The organism is Sinomicrobium endophyticum, from assembly GCF_052983315.1.
Map to the genome: position 1 here is coordinate 1 of NZ_JBRKIS010000003.1, position 17,110 is coordinate 17,110.

General features: G+C 41.9%; 13 protein-coding genes. 7 read left to right on the top strand and 6 right to left on the bottom strand.

Going from position 1 to position 17,110, the window contains the following annotated elements:
• Nucleotides 1-8: 8 nt before the first annotated feature.
• The 3 genes from ACVBDU_RS01340 to ACVBDU_RS01350 form a co-directional block, all read right to left on the bottom strand.
• Nucleotides 9-842, bottom strand: coding sequence for an IS5 family transposase (locus ACVBDU_RS01340; RefSeq protein WP_447177729.1), 834 nt, complete (start codon nucleotides 840-842; stop codon nucleotides 9-11).
• Nucleotides 843-1,060: 218 nt separating this feature from the next.
• Nucleotides 1,061-1,468, bottom strand: coding sequence for a hypothetical protein (locus tag ACVBDU_RS01345; RefSeq protein ID WP_447177983.1), 408 nt, complete (start codon nucleotides 1,466-1,468; stop codon nucleotides 1,061-1,063).
• Between the two features lie 124 nt (nucleotides 1,469-1,592).
• A complete protein-coding gene (locus ACVBDU_RS01350; RefSeq protein ID WP_447177984.1) occupies nucleotides 1,593-1,919 on the bottom strand; it encodes a DUF4870 domain-containing protein in 327 nt (108 codons plus the stop codon).
• A gap of 178 nt (nucleotides 1,920-2,097) precedes the next feature.
• Between ACVBDU_RS01350 and ACVBDU_RS01355 the strand changes: the two genes are divergently transcribed.
• The 6 genes from ACVBDU_RS01355 to ACVBDU_RS01380 all read left to right on the top strand — a co-directional run bounded on the left by ACVBDU_RS01355 (nucleotide 2,098) and on the right by ACVBDU_RS01380 (nucleotide 12,678).
• Nucleotides 2,098-3,972, top strand: coding sequence for a helix-turn-helix transcriptional regulator (locus ACVBDU_RS01355; RefSeq protein ID WP_447177985.1), 1,875 nt, complete (start codon nucleotides 2,098-2,100; stop codon nucleotides 3,970-3,972).
• Between the two features lie 1,323 nt (nucleotides 3,973-5,295).
• Nucleotides 5,296-8,274 (top strand): SusC/RagA family TonB-linked outer membrane protein, encoded by a 2,979-nt coding sequence (locus tag ACVBDU_RS01360; protein WP_447177986.1) that lies wholly within the window; start codon nucleotides 5,296-5,298, stop codon nucleotides 8,272-8,274.
• 18 nt (nucleotides 8,275-8,292) lie between these two features.
• On the top strand, nucleotides 8,293-9,858 hold the full coding sequence (locus tag ACVBDU_RS01365) for a RagB/SusD family nutrient uptake outer membrane protein (RefSeq protein ID WP_447177987.1): 1,566 nt from the start codon (nucleotides 8,293-8,295) through the stop codon (nucleotides 9,856-9,858).
• Between the two features lie 97 nt (nucleotides 9,859-9,955).
• Nucleotides 9,956-11,260, top strand: a complete 1,305-nt coding sequence (locus tag ACVBDU_RS01370) for a sulfatase-like hydrolase/transferase (RefSeq protein WP_447177988.1) — start codon at nucleotides 9,956-9,958, stop codon at nucleotides 11,258-11,260.
• A gap of 249 nt (nucleotides 11,261-11,509) precedes the next feature.
• A complete protein-coding gene (tnpA, locus tag ACVBDU_RS01375) occupies nucleotides 11,510-11,947 on the top strand; it encodes an IS200/IS605 family transposase (protein ID WP_447177989.1) in 438 nt (145 codons plus the stop codon).
• A 158-nt stretch (nucleotides 11,948-12,105) separates the two neighbouring features.
• Entirely contained in the window at nucleotides 12,106-12,678 is a 573-nt protein-coding gene (locus ACVBDU_RS01380; RefSeq protein ID WP_447177990.1) for a hypothetical protein, read from the top strand.
• Nucleotides 12,679-12,773: 95 nt separating this feature from the next.
• Here the strand turns inward: ACVBDU_RS01380 and ACVBDU_RS01385 are convergent, their stop codons facing one another.
• Genes ACVBDU_RS01385 through ACVBDU_RS01395 form a run of 3 tightly spaced genes read right to left on the bottom strand, consistent with a single transcriptional unit; the run spans nucleotide 12,774 to nucleotide 15,219 of the window.
• Nucleotides 12,774-14,489 (bottom strand): S41 family peptidase, encoded by a 1,716-nt coding sequence (locus ACVBDU_RS01385; protein ID WP_447177991.1) that lies wholly within the window; start codon nucleotides 14,487-14,489, stop codon nucleotides 12,774-12,776.
• A 12-nt stretch (nucleotides 14,490-14,501) separates the two neighbouring features.
• Nucleotides 14,502-15,035, bottom strand: a complete 534-nt coding sequence (locus ACVBDU_RS01390) for an outer membrane beta-barrel protein (protein ID WP_447177993.1) — start codon at nucleotides 15,033-15,035, stop codon at nucleotides 14,502-14,504.
• Nucleotides 14,959-15,219, bottom strand: a complete 261-nt coding sequence (locus tag ACVBDU_RS01395; protein ID WP_447177994.1) for a hypothetical protein — start codon at nucleotides 15,217-15,219, stop codon at nucleotides 14,959-14,961. The genes ACVBDU_RS01390 and ACVBDU_RS01395 overlap by 77 nt, the downstream gene beginning before the upstream one ends.
• A 407-nt stretch (nucleotides 15,220-15,626) precedes the next feature.
• On the opposite strand from ACVBDU_RS01395, the gene ACVBDU_RS01400 reads away from it, so the two are divergent.
• Nucleotides 15,627-16,922, top strand: a complete 1,296-nt coding sequence (locus tag ACVBDU_RS01400; protein WP_447177992.1) for an IS1380 family transposase — start codon at nucleotides 15,627-15,629, stop codon at nucleotides 16,920-16,922.
• Nucleotides 16,923-17,110: the final 188 nt, after the last annotated feature.

The window sequence follows — 17,110 nt, forward strand, 5'->3', positions numbered from 1 at the left end:
GAATTCGTTTAAACTTTTTTCTTTTTGATGGGTTTGAACTTTTTCAAAGCTAACACAATAAAAGCAAGATAGTTAAACCCTGTCCAGCTTGCCACGGTGGTGTCAAACCTGTTTAGTAATGACCGGAAACTGTCCATCCAGGCATTGGTTCGCTCGATGGCATATCGCTGGTCATAAAGTTCTTTGTCAAAATAGTCATCTCTGTCCTTGTCACTGTTACGCCTGTTGAAACAGATATTGGCATTGATTTCCTTTTGGGCACAAGCCTGTCGGAAATCCTTGGAATCAAAGCCCGCATCAGCATTGAGGAACAACCCATCCACACGGAGGTCAGCATCTTCCAGAGTACCAGTGACTACTTCGAACTGCACCTCAATGTTATACAGGTCGTTATGATTGCCGGCAACAGGTTCAGACATAGCTAAAGGTAGTCCCTGCCTTTCGCTAAGGTATAGGGCATTGGTGGTTTTGCGCTTCTTACGGCCTTGGTATTCCACTTGTTCCCCGCCCCTGATGGCCGAGGTGTGACTGCCATCCAGGTCCACACTGGAAAGGTCAAGTTTTGATTTATGGCGGTTGAGGAAGCTCACCCAACAGTCTTTCCAAAAACCGCACAAGCACCATTTCCGGTAATGGTAGTAAACCGATTGCCAACTTAGCACTTTACTGTCAAAAAGGGCTTTTACAGGCACTTGATGCCACTGCACACCGGTCTTGAGCTTGTAGAGGATGGCGTTAACAATCTCAACCAATGGAACGGTCGGGGCAAATCCTCGATGAGTTTTAGGTATGTAAGGAACTATTTCCAATTCTATCGTATCTTTGTCAAGTACAGAGTACATAAAGGGTTGGTTTAGATAATTGTATGTTTCGCAACACAAATATCTTCAACCCTTTTTTATTTTTAAAAAAAGTTTAAACGAGTTCATTATTAAAATTAGTTGTTTCCAATTATCAAATGTTTTTCATTCCGAAAAGTCGGGGACAGGTTCTGCGTTCTATTATTGGAACGCCGATAGCGCTGGTTATGCTGATTTGCGCTGTTTTTTCTCCTTTAAATTCATAACTTGTGTTTTCTCCAAGTCCTCCTGCGGTCATTGGAAGCAGTTAAAAACGTTTTGTATCGAATCAATCTCCATTCACCTTGTTTTTTATCTACGATAAACCGGAGGCTTCTAAACATTGGCTCACCCCAAAAAATTACCTGATAACGTGTTTTCGATAATGGTTCTATTTCGGTTTCAATACAGTATTTCAAATTAGAATATCGTGGCGGTTGCCTAAAATTAAGGCCGGAAACCGTTCTATTTTGTTTCTCGTAGCAATACTGATTGAACAAAGCGTTAAAACCTTCAGTAAAACCATTTTCTTGGTAATCTCTGTTTTGGAATGCTTTTATTTCCAACGCATCAGCTTTTGATGTAAAAGCCTTGATTGTTTCAATAATTTGGCTTTCTTCTTGTTTCATTTTTTTCTATGTTCTATTATTTTTGAACGCTGATAACACAGATTTAGGTGATTTGCGCTGTTCTCATCTGCGAGTATCAGCTAAATCTGAGTCATCTGTGTTCTATCTTTTGGGACCACACTGTTTAAAAATTAAATTTCCCTTCAAAAAACTTCCCGATTAACGGAACCGGCTTTAAAACTTCGTTATTAGCAGCAATAATGCCGAAAATGAGTAGTATTAACGGAATAAGCCCAGCCAAAGAAAGAATAGATGCCAATGAAGGAACAATGCTCATTACAATTTGAAGAATGATGTTAAGCACAACAGCAAAGATAAAAACCCCCAAGCCCTGTCCGAGGTGGTAAGAGGCCAATTCGCTTTTTTGCTCGCTTCCTTTGTGTTGAAAATAAGCAATAATCCACCCGATGATAGTAATGTACGATACGATTGAAATTGTTTTTGCATTCATAAATTTATTAGTTTAATAGTTATTAATATTTCCGGAACAAAATTGGAAGAAATATTCAATGAAAGCAATTATTTGCAGTATATGATGTGACTACAAGTCTTAAAAATAGCGTCTACAAATCGTCTACAAAAAACATGTTTCGGTTTTAAAGGAAGTGTGATTTTAGTACATTTACAGAATGAACCAATTGTTGTCCATTGCCTTCTTCATTTGCTTTAACGTAGCGCTTTTCAACCTACAGGCACAAACTGTTGTTATAGATTCTTTGCAAACCCTAATCGATAACCCAAACACCACAAACGGAAATCGTATTGAGGCAATGGAGCAACTGGCAAAAATTAAGATTGTTAAAAACCTGCACAATGAAGCTTTGCAACTCATAACAGGTGCTCAAAAATTGAGCCGCCAAGAAAAAGACACTCGGTATACAGCCTTGGTTAAAGCCAGATTAAGCAGTTTATACAATCATCAAGATAGTTTAAATTTAGCTTTTCAAGAAGCAGACAGCGCACAATGGTACGCCAACAAAACCCAGGACAAAACCGTAAAAGGTCGGGTGCTTATGCGGAAAGCGGCACTTGAACGCAAAATAGAAAACACAGACAAAGCCTATAAAACAATGTTGGAAGCCCTCCGGATGTTTGAGGAGGAAGAAAACACGGAGCACTATAAAAGCAATATTTACCACTTTCTTGCAGCTATCTATGCTCATTGGGAAGAACCTAAAAAACAGCTACATTATACAAAGCGTTGTTTAGATGCTGCCCAAAAAAGTAAAGATCCCGACGCTATTGCCAATGCGTACTTAAGTATGGGAAGCAGTTATTTGCACCGATACAGAAAAGACACTGCCCAAAAGGCGTTGTTGGACTCTTCAAAATATGCATTTAAAAAAATAATAACCTATACAGAAGCACATAAAAAGCGTATTACACTGCCATCTACAGCAGGCATTGCAGCCCTTAACCTTGCCAACCTTTATTTTGAATTTTACCCTGTGTCGTATAAAGATAGTGCAGAAATTTATCTGCATCGTGCGATTGCTTACGGAAAAACAACCAATAACCCGGAAATCATTGCCAATAGTTATGGTATTTTGAGTGAATATGCCCTGAAAGACCACGACTATAAACAGGCTGAAAACCTTTTGTTGCTCGCTCTGGGTGAAATTGCAGACGATTCCGGAGGAACACTCTCAAAATTGCGTATTACGAATGCACTTTCCAGAGTAGCAGAGAAAAGCGGTAATCCTGCCAAAGCCTTAGATTACTACAAGCAATACGTGCAGTACGATAAAGCTTTATTTGATGAGAAAACGCACTTTGCTATCCAAAAATTGGAGGTTCAGTATCAATCTGAAAAAAAGGAACTTGCCTTAGCTGCCGCCAAGAATGAAGCAGCGTTTAGTAAGAAACTGAACACCGTATATGCATTTATGCTCATTGCAGGTATAGTCGCATTGTTCTTTTTATATCGTTCGTACCACTTTAAATTACGGGCATCCAAACGGGAGCAATTATTACTTGCCGGCGAAAAAAAGGAAGCAGAATTAAAAGCGGATTTAAAAACCGAAGAAACCGCTCGTTTGCAAGCCGAACGTAAATTGATGCAAGAACGCCTGGATAGGGTAGAAAAAGAACTTTTGGCAGGAACCTTACAAGTAGAGGAAAAAAACACGCTTTTAAAAGAGCTAAAAGAAGGCCTTGAGCAATTAGACAACAACGACACATTATACCGACAATTTAAACGACTATTGGCAAAAAACACTAAGGTTGATAAAGGGTACAGTGATATAAAAAAAGAGTTTGCCCAAATACATCCTGAATTTATTGAAAGGCTTCAAAAGAAGGCCGAGAATAAACTTACCCGTCTTGACCTAAAATACTGTTCGTATATACTTATGGGGCTAACAAATAAAGAAATGGCTACTAAACTGAATATCGCTCCCAAAAGCATTAGAATGGCACACTACCGAATTAAACAGAAATTGAAGTTGCCAAAAGAACAAAGCCTTGATAAATTTATTAATGATTTAGGAGCTAATACGTCTTGAAACAAGTTTAAAATACATTGAAGTGATTTAAACTCATCGAGGATTTGCCCCGACCTATCTCTTATTTGTATTGCTTTCCGTACAATTGCCTCATCATCACTTGTTGGTCTTTGTTGACATATGCTTAAAAAAGTACCACCACTTAGTTTTTCTTTCTCTATATTTCCCTTAAGTTCATCATAAACTTCTTCGTTATTGATGAAGACCATCCATCCAATCCAAAAAAATTGTCCTTGTTTTTTTAATTTTCTTCAAACAATTTTTCCAACACTTGGTGTACCATAGAATTTTATATCTGTTGCTAAAAGCCTCGTTTTATAGTAAAAAGAAGCTGCCTGATTGCATAATTGTTGGATAAAGGCAGTGTCTGTATGGTTTTAAATAATGGATAATTCTCACCCCTTTATCCACTTAGTCATTTCCTGTATGGTTTCCTCACTACTAACAATATCAAGATGTTTGATGTCTTTTAGAAGTTTAACCCTCATCCAATTTCCGGCAGGTTCAAATACGGTTTTAAATCCCATTAAATGGGTCTTATTCCCCAACGCCTGTCCTGATCCCGATAATTACCGGGATATCGAAGGGCTCTGCACCGAAATGAGCTAAGGTTTGCTCGTTTGAATACCTCGCGTCCCGATAATTCGGGATTGCCCCGAGGTAGTTGATTTGATCGGGATAAAAACTTTCGTCATTTTTACCAACAAGTACTTATGAAGGAGTTTTTATATTGGTTATATCTTTTTTATATCCTTTAGGGGCAAAATCTCCCGCCACGGCGGCTTTTTCCGGTGTGCCTTACCAACTAGGGCCTGTTAACACTACCAGAAAAGATGGATTTTTGAGTATATTTTTTGTCTATCGAGGCATGTTTGACGAGTTTGGCAGCGCCAAATAAGGAAAAAATAACGAAGAGAGGCAGAAAATAGGCCAAAAAGCCGCTTTGAGTGTGTAGTGTTAACAGGCCCTAATTAAGTATCACCAGTAAAGATAAATCTACGATCATCCCTATCTATGCCGGCAGGCAGGAAGAAATTTTCGCCCTCATATTTATAAGTATCTCTTTTTCAAGCTTAAATCAGGACAGCACAGGATGCGATAATCATCAAACAAAATTAAATTTAGGTTGAAATACCATAAACACCGGCCTTATAAATGGAATAACAAACCAAAACTATCATTATGAAATGCCCTATAGACAAAATTGTCATACTAACCGACATAATTACTTTGGGTATTACTCACGATGATGTTAATTATATGATGGAGTTCGTGAATCTTCGATTTCCATCTGACCTATGAAAACAAATAAAAAATAACCAGATGAAACAACAAAAAATCATTAAAAATGCACTTTCTGTGTGTTTTCTGCTGCTCTTTTTGGGTATCGCACATGCACAGAATGTCATTACCGGTACAGTCCGGGGAGATGACGGGATCGAAATACCGGGAGTGAGCATCGTACAAAAAGGAACGGCCAATGGTGTAGTTTCCGATTTTGAAGGAAATTATTCCATAGAACTCGAAGAAGGGGAACAAATCCTGATCTTTTCCTTTATAGGTTTTAAAACGACTGAAGAACCCATAAATAACAGGACTACCATTCATGTCACCCTGTCTGAAGAAACCCAACAGTTAGACGAGATCGTTGTTATAGGTTACGGAACCCAGAAAAGAAGTGACGTAACCGGGGCCATCTCCTCCATACAGGCAAGTAATATCGAAGATGCTCCGCCTGTAGCCCCCGAGCAGATATTGCAGGGTAAAATTACAGGGGTAAACATTGTGCAAAACAGCGGCCAGCCCGGAGCGGCTTCCACGGTCAGGATTCGGGGAATTAGTTCCATTTCGGCGGGAAACGACCCTCTTTATGTGGTAGATGGCGTTCCCTTACAATTTGGAAGCGCCAATAATTACGTGCAATTAGGGCCACAAAACAATACTTCAGCATTGTCGGATGAATCGCCAAACCCGCTGAATATTATTAACCCGGCAGACATTGAAAGTATCGACGTTCTAAAAGACGCTTCTGCAACGGCGATCTACGGGTCCAGGGGTGCAAATGGCGTGATCATTATTACTACAAAAGGTAAAAAAGGAATAGACGAAAATGTTACGTATGACACCTACGCGGGAGTCGGTCGTATAAGAAAGTTTCTCCCTGTTTTATCCGCCGGTCAATTCAGAGATTATGCAAATAGCCTGGGGCTCCCCTACTCTGATCTTGGAGCAAATACCAACTGGCAAAAGGAGATCTTCAGGGCCGCTTTTTCTCAGAATCACAACCTGTCCTTTGCCGGCGGGTCACCAACGAGCAAATTTCGCGCTTCTTTCGGCTATTCCGAACAAGAAGGTATTCTGCTTTCCTCCGCATTAAAAAAATATACGGGGAGGTTAAACGGGTCGCATGATGCGCTGGACGGCAAATTAAAGATCGGCGTCCACATGTCTTATGCAAAATTAGATGATGACAAGGTTGCCATCTCCTCCAACATTAATAACGAAGGGGGAAATATCCTCAAAGACGCTTTGAGATGGGCTCCCACACTACCGGTCAGAAATCCCGATGGTAGTTACTATCAGATCGGGGAACTACGCATCAATCCCGTGTCCTGGGTCGATGTGGAGGATGAAAGTGAAACCGATTTCTTTTTGGGAAATACAAATCTGACTTTTCAAATTATAGAACCACTGTCCTTTACTGTGAATATGGGATACTCCAATGAACAGGTAAACCGGTTCACCAATGCACCGGATTCCCACCCCTCTGCTGCCTCCGAAGGCGGAAGGGCATCTATAAGTAAATTTAAGAACACTACTACCCTTATAGAAACTACACTGAACTATGACAAACAATTCGGGGAAGACCACCATTTGACGTTTTTAGCCGGGTATTCTTTCCAGCGGTTTCAGAATGAAAATACCTTTACCATGGCCAATCAATTCGTGTCCTCGGTTACGAAATGGAACCTTATACAGTCCGGTAATATCCTGGCTAATACCTCTTTCAAAGACGCCAACAGGCTGGCCTCTTACTATGGAAGACTAAACTATAAGTTCCGGGATAAATATTTGCTGACCCTGACACTACGAAGGGACGGATCCAGCCGGTTTGGGGAAAACAACCGCTGGGGGACTTTTCCTTCCGGAGCATTTGCTTATAATATGATCAATGAAAAATTTCTTGAAAACTCAAAAGTAAGTAACCTGAAATTTCGATTGGGCTATGGAATAACCGGTAACCAGGAGATCCCCAATAACCTGTACAGGGAGCAACTCTCCATTGACGGTTCCAGCGTGTATGTTTTCGGAGGACAGGCCATCCCCAGCGTACTCCCGACCAACTATGCCAATCCGGATTTAAAATGGGAACAGACCAGCCAACTGAATATCGGACTGGATTTTGGGTTCTTTAATCAAAGATTGTACGGTTCCGTAGATTATTATATCAAAAAAACCGATGATCTGCTCCTGGAATTCTCCACGGCTGCTCCTTCGGTGGTTCAGTCGCAATGGGCAAACGTGGGCGAGGTAGAAAACAGGGGATGGGAATTTAATCTGGATGCCGATATTATGGACAACACGGATTTCCGATGGCACGCCAACCTCAATTTTTCGGCGAACAAAAATGAAGTAAAAAACCTGTCTAACGAAAACTTTCAACGCGATGAGATCCGAATCTCAGACGGATCGGGAGTAGTACTCAATCAGGTGGGAATACAGTTGATACGCCCCGGCCTCCCTCTGGCCTCTTTTTACGGGCGAAAATTTACCGGCCTGGACGCAAACGGCATGGAAACTTTTCTGGATGTGGATGGCGAAGAAGGTGATGATCTGGTCGTTATCGGAAATCCCAATCCGGATTTTACTTTTGGCGTTAACCAGACGATTAATTATAAAAGGTTTGACCTTTCTCTGAATATGCGGGGAGTAGTAGGAAACGAGATATACAACAACACCGGTGCCGAGTTTTCTTATCCTCAGCAGGCCCCTGCGCTCAATGTCCTGGAATCCGCACTCACCAATGGCACCAGCAGGGAAACCAGTGCGCAATTTTCTTCGAGATGGCTGGAAGACGGAAGTTATCTGAGGGTAGACAATCTCAGTATCGGATATTCCTTTAATACGAAAAACACCTCATTCTTAAAGAAAGCCCGTATATACATTTCAGGCAAGAACCTCTTTGTAATTACCGGCTATTCCGGCTATGACCCCGAAGTGAGAACTACCGCAGTAGGAATTGATTATCTGGCCTATCCGAGGCCAACAACCTATGTTTTAGGTGGCAGTGTTACTTTTTAGAACCAACGTAAAGACTCAATGATGAAAACTATAAAATTCAAAAAAAGCATGATCAAAAGCATGGCCATCATGGTATTACTCCTTAACGGCTGTAGCTTAGATGAAGATACATACTCCATATATACCCCCGATACATTCTATTCTAACGAATATCAGGTATTATCCGCTTTATCGGGAGTTTACAGGGCCTTCGCGGGGATCACCGGTATGGGCCCCGAATACAGGACATTAGAACTTCCGGCAGACCAGGTCGTCGTTCAGCAAAAAATCCAGGGCTGGTGGGGAGGAGACTCCTTCTGGCAGTTAATGGAGCACACCTGGGAGCCGGATCACGCCTATATATCCTCCACCTGGGACACTTTTTTCCAAACCGTGGGGCAAACCAATGGCCTGCTGAGTTCATTGGAAGAATCTCCCCTGGATATCTCCGGGCCAAAAGCCGAATTAAGAGCACTAAGGGCCTATGCCTACTTTTACCTGATGGACCTCTTCGGGAACGTTCCTATCTTTACCGGAGCCAAGGTAGACCCACTGGACCTTCCCGAACAAAACACAAGGACCGAAGTTTTTGAATTTGTCACTGCGGAACTGGAAGACGCCCTGAAAGACCTGCCTACCAAAACAGAAGCCGGAAGCAGTTATTACGGCAGGTTAACCAAAGAGGCTGCCTATGCCCTCCTGGCTACCATATACCTGAATGCCGAAGTCTATACCGGGAATGCACTATATCAAAAGGCACAGGAATACGCCGACCTGGTGATCGATTCCGGATCGTATGCTCTGCTTCCCAACTATTTTGACAACTTTGCCCCGGACAATGAAAATAACAATGAAGTTGTTTTCGGAGCGGTATATAACCCTGATGTCACAGGGGGGATCGGCCATCCGTTCGTACAAAAAGTCCTTCCGGGAATCTCCGGGGGATTATTCGGACTGCCGTATACACCACAAAACGGATTTGCTACCCGCCTGTCGGTTGTAGAAAAATACGAAGATCAGGACATAAGAAAATCCATGTTCATTACCTATGGCCCGCTAAAAGATCCGCGTAATGGCGAACCCGTAATGGTAGAGAGAGTAGTTCCGGACAATAACTCCGCTTTATACGAAGAAGGCGTCTCTACCGAAGGCCCGGTAACTTATGAGATCATTCCCGCCACAGGTATCAGGAGTCAGCCGATGAATGCAGGGATCAAATGGGTCAAATGGCTGATCGATCCCAATACCGTGGGAGGCAATGCCGGAAATGATGTCGCTTTTTTCCGGTATGCGGATATTCTCCTGATCAAAGCAGAAGCCCTGGCACGGCAAGGAGATTTCGGAGCCGCTTTACCCCTGGTAAACCAGATCCGGGAAAGGAGTGATGCCTCCGCGTTATTGACCCTGTCCTTAGAAGACATCCTGGATGAAAGAGGGAGGGAACTGGTATTTGAAATGGGACGAAGAAGAGACCTGATCCGGTTTGGAAAATACGGAGATGCCTGGGAATGGAAAAACCCTTCGGAAGATTTCAGAAATATATTCCCGATTCCCCAGTCCGCATTAAATGCAAACCCGAAATTGCAGCAGAATCCCGGATATTAACCTTAATACCTGTTCGGTTTATTTATGACTTATGAAGAGTTATGTAAAGATTTTTATACCCCTATGTTGTGCACTGATCATTTCACAAGGTGTCATTTTGGCCCAAAATAAAAATAAGGAATCCCCCAATATCCTTATTTTTATCGCGGATGATGCCGGGTGGAATGATGTAGGCTACCGCGGTTCCGGTATCCATACGCCAAACATCGATCGCCTGGAGAAAAAGGGAGTGCGCTTAGATCGTTTTTATACAGCCCCTACCTGTTCTCCAAGCAGGGCATCGCTGCTGACGGGGATGCCAGCCAGCCGTATGGGAATAGTGGCTCCCATTAGTGGTAAAAGTGAATTGAAACTACCGGATTCCATTGCTACACTCCCCCGGATATTAAAAAAGCAAGGCTATCAAACCGCCCTTTTCGGAAAATGGCATCTCGGTCTGAAACCGGAAAGCGGACCGGAAAACTATGGCTTTGATTATTCCTATGGATTTCTGCACGGTCAGATAGACCAATACACACATTATTATAAAAATGGAGACCAAAGCTGGCACAGGAACGGGACCTTTATCTCGGAACAGGGCCATACCACCGATTTGATTACCAAAGATGCCATGGACTGGTTAAGCAGCAAAAGAGACTCCACAAAAAACTTTTACATCCAAATTGCCTATAGTGCTCCCCACTTTCCGTTACAGGAACCCGCGGAATGGAAAAAACCGTATCAAAACACTTTCAAAAATGATTCGCGAAAAGATTATGCGGCCGCCATGTCTCATATGGATCATGCCATGGGAATCATTTTAGAAGCACTGAACAAAAAGGGACTGGACGACAATACCCTGATCCTGTTCATATCAGATAATGGAGCCATGGAAAACTGGTATCCCACCGATCAGTATAATGGGAGATTCGGACCCTGTCCGGAGTTGGGTGACAATTATCCTTTGCGGGACTGGAAAACTTCAAATTACGAAGGAGCCGTAAGAGTTCCTGCAATTATCTACTGGAAAGGTCACTTGAATCCCGGAACAAATAACAGCTATTTGTCCGTAACAGATATTATGCCTACATTAATTTCTTTAACCAACAACAACGACCTTCCTACGACAGTGGAAGGAAAAAATATCTGGCAAGCCATAAGAAATAATAAACCGATCCCCGGCCGACAAATCTACATAAGAGGCCATTTGCAGGAGAGCCTGACCCAAAAACCCTGGAAAATTGTCCGAACAAGACACAAAAACACGCCCGATGACCTAGAGCTATACAACGTAGAAGACGATCCGGAAGAAGAACGCGATGTAATAGATCTGTATCAAACAATTGCTGAGAGGATGACATCGGCTTTGGTCAGACAATTCGAAAGGGATGCTAAAAAAGTAAATTTGGATATTCCTGATTAGAAGTCGGCAGCCCGTCTACCCGGCCGGTAAGTTGTTACCAACTTGCCAACCGGAAATCGCCAAAACAAATCGGTTCAATCAAGGGAAGAGAGACCGTCAGTGTGTTTTTATTGTCAGATAAAACAGGTAAAAGTCGCTCGCCTGCATTTAAAAACGAACGACTTTTCACTGGTCTCAGTTTCGGGTCTGAAGCCCTGTAATTTTATTACAGCACTTTAATAGTGCGAAAAAATTTATACATTTAGTGTTATGAGCACTACGTTAAGAAAAGGATCGCGTACGGTAAGTAAATTAACCTGTCATGTTGTATGGTCTACCAAAAACCGGTATAAGGTATTGAGAGGCGATGTTCAAGAACGTTGTCGGGAGCTTCTGATCCAAATCTGTGAGGCGGAGAATATAGTAATATTAAAGGGAGTAGTTGGTTCGGATCATGTACATATGCATATAGAGTATCCTCCTAAATTAAATGTGAGCACGATATTGAAGCGATTAAAGAAGAGGAGTTCCCAAAAGTTGCAACAAGAGTTTCCTCGATTAAAAGAGCGTTATTGGGGGCAACACTTTTGGGCAAATGGTTACGGCGCTTGGAGTACAGGTAATATCACCGATAAAATGGTTAATGATTATTTGGAGCATCATCGCCGAAAAGACACCGATGATCATTCAGATTTTATACTTGAATAGGAAGAAAAGGGGGACTTTTAGTCCCCAGTAAAGAAAACCTCTGCACCTTTCAGTGCAGAGTGGTTTAGTCTGCCGGAAAAGCCCCCGGTATTATGAAATTATAAGTATCCGGATTTGCTAACAAGTAATATAATTACACAAAAAAATCATAAAATCATATGCAGTACGTAAATTATAAAAAACTCTTTCTTAAGTTGTTAATCGTCGCATTGTGTATCAGTGCCGCAATAGGTATATTCGTTTTTTTGGCCGGGGATTACGGGGATACGGAAATTAAAACCCTGCTCACAACACTTTCACTGGTAGGCTATAGTCTGTCCGCACTATGCTGTTCTACAATTTATGAGAGGGATAGCCTGAAGAATTTTTCCCTCATCGGAATGGTGGTCTCCGGTATCGGTTTTTTGGTTACCATAACGGCTATCTGGGAATTCATAGACACGGAAAATATCTATAAAACGGTCATCATTTTTATGATCCTTGCCACGGCATTCGGACATATCTCCCTTTTGTTATTGATAAAACCGAAAAACAACACTATAAGATACCTGCTTTTAGCTACGGTTATTTTTATCTGTATCGTCGGGATAATGCTTATAAACGCTACGGTCACCGAATTTGACAATGGAGAATTTTATTTCCGGCTCCTCGGGGTTTTCACCATACTTGACGTGCTGGGTACTATTGCCACTCCCATAGCAAACAAAATAACAGATAAAAAGGAGGTTTAACCGAAAAAGAAGAAGGCCCTTTTTGAGAAATCTCATAAAAAGGGCCTTCTTTAATTTCTATCCGCACTAAGGAACTGTCTTAAGGATCAACTGCCTTACATTGCAGATATCACCTCAATGGCCTTTTCCAAAGCCCTGTCCTTGTGCGCGGGATTATTAGCCATATCCCGTATTTCTTCTTCCGTAGGCGGCGCTACATATACATCGGGTTCTACACCTATACCTTCGATGACTTTCCCCGCCGCATCTTTAGTAGCCATTAAAGGCATATAAAATTCCAGGTAATTTCCGACAGCTATCCTCGCTCCCCCGTTATAGTCATCGGAATTACCGAGCCCGGCTGTTGCTCCTGCCGAATAATCTCCCACGGATTGCACCTGGTCTCCCTGGGATTTAAGGGTCAGCGCAGATAGTTCCGACATGCTTGCACTTCTCTTATCCGTAAGGATTACTATGGGAATATCGGCAGGAATGCCAAAAGGATGCGGACTGGTATGCATAGGTACCCACGGGGTATAATTAAACCTGCCGTTCCCTTCCTTGGTTCTCTGATACCCTACCAAAGCTTCTTTGGTAACCAGTCGTTCCGTAAAGAACCTGGCATCTACTACCGCTCCCCCACCGTTTCCGCGAAGATCCAGTATGAGTTTTTTTATCTCTCCGCTATGCAAAGGATTAAAAAAGTTCCTGTAAATAGCCGATTTGGAGGCAATAGCATCCAGACTTGTCCGGAACACAGGCATATTATAACCGTACTGCATCTCATTCATCCTGTTCGAGAAATCATCGACATAATTCTGTGCACTCTCGTCACTATCAAAGGCATCCATTAACGAAAAAGGCAACTGTGAAAAACTGAAATTGAAATCCGGCAATTCATTAATAATGGCGTTTAACCTGTCCGCTTCTTCCAATAATTCATCGGTCAGGATTTCCGAACGGTTAAATTCCTCTATACCTCTTTCCAGTGTTTCGGATCGCAGAGTGCCCGTCAATGCCTCGTTCCATGCATCATAGACTTCCAGTGTCCAGTCCCGTATAAAATCGCGCAGTTCCCCGTTTTCGATCGCATTCAGGGAGGTATTGTTCGCCAGTTCCGAACGGTTTATCTTCCAATCGGATCTAGGATCTTTAAACAAAAGTTTATCTTCCCCGCTCAGGTCAATCCTGTGCTGGGAACTCAAGGCAAAGGAATTAAACGAAAAATAATATATATCGGGCGAAGATTGCAATCTTCCTCCCAATTGTCTCGGGCCGGAAAAAGAGCGGAATTTAAAAACATCCTCCAGTTTATCTTCCATAAAATCCATAGCCACCGATTTGTTGTAAACCGACGTTCCTTCTTCATTCATATCCCCGTAATAGGTACTGCGGTAATTTACTGTCCGGGATGCCGGCAAGGATATCCTTACATAAAAATGCCGGTCAATTATGGAGTTTATTATTTCCTCAAAATAGGTTTTGGCTTTATCTGCCTCTTCCGCGATAAAATCGTTACTGTACCCTTCCTTTCCAAAAGATTCCAGGGCTTTGAACTTTGGCATATACTCCGCATACACTGCATCCCAGTCCAGGTTATGCCGCTCTTTTTCTTCATAAAAATAGTTGTACTCATCGTCCATAATATTCCAGAAAACCTTAAAAAGATCTGCATACGACCGGATGTCATCTGAAGAATAACGTGCTGTTTCCGTAATGGGATCGTCGTCCCGGTTACAGGAAGAAAATGCTGCGGCTAAAAATACTCCGGTCCATAGGATAAATGCATAAGGCCTTATCCTTCGGATAGCTTGATATATAATTGTAATCATCTTTTTTCGGTTTTAAAAATTATGAGAAATCCCCAGGGTTATCATAGAGGTTTTATGATACATGTCCCTGTCATTGACATTGTTCTTTTGCAAGCCCGACAAACCGTACAAATAGGAATACGAAGCATACACCCCGAATTTTTCGAACGCGTAACCTGCCTGGAACTGCCCTTGCAGGCCATATTCTATACGGTTGAACTGGTTTTCATTCTTTTTAAAATCATATTTCTCATCGATTTTTTCACTTAAAGGGAAACCATCGTCATTAAGTTCAAAAAATACGGGATATTGTCCCTTTCTGTTCATGCGCAACCAGTATCCCGTATACGCTCCCCCGGCAACTTTGAGCCAGAATCCTTCGCTTTCAAAGGGATTGTTTATCAGATAGGCCCCAACCATTATGGGAAGGTTTATATAATTGTTGGTAAATTTCGTATACCATCCATCCCTGCTGTCATACCGCTCAAATTCAAAATTTTTCTGAACGAAAGAAAGTACCTCCGGAAATGAAAAAAGAGTCGTAAAAACGGTATTCCAGGGATAGATTGGTGGTAAATCCCCATCTGCCGGTGTACCTGGACTGAATACGGTTAGATAAATCATAGTCCAGGTCGTTATGGGTAACACCTGCATCGAGGTTGATCTTAAGATTCGTCTGTGCTTCCGCTTCGTGGAAAAACGAGACGAGTAAAAACGATAGACAATACATAAAGCGATTCCATCTTTTCATAAGCGCTATATTTAGTTATTAATAATTGATTTCCTTATGAATTAAGGTATCCGGAAGACTGTGATAGCCCGTAGAATACAGCCCGGCCCGGTATATCTTTCCGTAATAAGCACACCAGAAATGTGACACTCTACATATAGCGACAGGAAAAGAAGGAAAAACCCTTAAGTATTTTATCATCTTTTCATATAAAAACTTAAGAAAATAATGTAAATAAATGATTTTCAGAACTATTCGCTATTTATCGGAGCAGATAAAAATCAACTACCTCGGGGGTATCCTGATAATCCCGATAATTCCTAACATCCGTAAGATACTTTATAAAACCAACCGCAAACCTTTATAAGCAAAGCGTTTGCGGTTTTCGGTATTTTCACCTAAATTGGTGTTGCTAGAAAAATACCACGATGAAAATACAAAAAAGTAAACCTATTTGTGCTTTTGGCGGATTAAATTTTGTTTTGGAGTATCTCTCGGCATCCGGTATAGGTAAATTATTGGATAATAACCTGCCAGAGCTTGCGCCCCAATCCAAATATTCCTGGAGCGATGTCTTGTATTCATTGCTAAGCATTTACTTATGTGGTGGCGACTGTATCGAGGATCTTCAAACCCATCTTAAACATCATTTCAAAGGCAATCCTTACCTGAATATGCCTAGTTCCGACACGATGCTACGGCGTATAGGTAATTTATCCGAACCCACTGCCCAATGTAAGACCAAAAGAGGTTCTGTACTTCACACATACAGCACCCACTCGGTCTTGGGGCAATTGAACATGGAGGTATTGAAACATTTGGGTGTTTTTAAACAAAAGGAACTCCTGGTGGATTATGACAATACCATCATTTTCAATAAAAAAAAGGATAGTAAAATGACCTATAAGCGTGCCCCGGGGTATCAACCCGGGGTCTGCACCATTAATGAGAACCAGGTCCTTTACATAGAAAACAGGAACGGGAACAGTGACGCAAAGTCCTTTCAGTGGGATACATTATCTCGCCTGTTCCATTTGTTGGAAGCTAATATAGACCGTAAAATTGACCACTTCAGGGCCGATGCTGCTTCCTATCAATATGATGTTGTGAAATTAGTGCAACAAAAGGTAAGGTACTTTTACATTGGCTGTAAAAACAGTTATGTGGAAAAATATTTCAAAAAAGTAGAAAGTTGGGACACCATATCGGATGCCAATAATAACGTTATGGAAATTGGACAGGTTTTAGTGACCCCATTCGAACAACAGGCCAAAAAGGCCGGGGAAAAACCTGTCCAATACAGACTGGTGGTCAAGCGGTCGTTCAAACCTACAAAACAAACCGATGCTTTTACCGGGGATGCTTATCAATACCGCGCCATACTCACCAATAACCTTGAACTCCATATCACCGAACTGGTTCGGCTCTACAATCACAGGGGGAACATGGAGCGTCAGTTTGATATCCTCAAGAACGATTTCGGGTGGGACGGGATGCCTTTCTCCGCCTTGGGCAAGAATACCGTTTTTTTATATTTAACAGCAATCTGCCGCAACCTTTACCATCATATCATGGAATGCTTTTCCTCCAAATACAAAACACTAAAGCCTTGCTATCGTGTTAAAAAATTCCTTTTTAGGTTTATCCTCCTGCCATCAAAATGGATAAAACGTTCCAGACAAGTATCCCTCAGGGTTTATGGAAATATGCCCTTAAAAACTTAGCTGGCAAAAACAAAAACGCTCCGTAAAATAATGACCTCCACAGAGAAAGTATAAAAACTTTAACAGGGGAAGTATGCCCCAACATTTAAAAAGATATCGGAAACCTACAAAAAAAGCAACGTTTAATCCTTAAAGCACCAAAATCAAAACGGGGGGTAATGATTTACTATAGACATGCGGATTTTAGG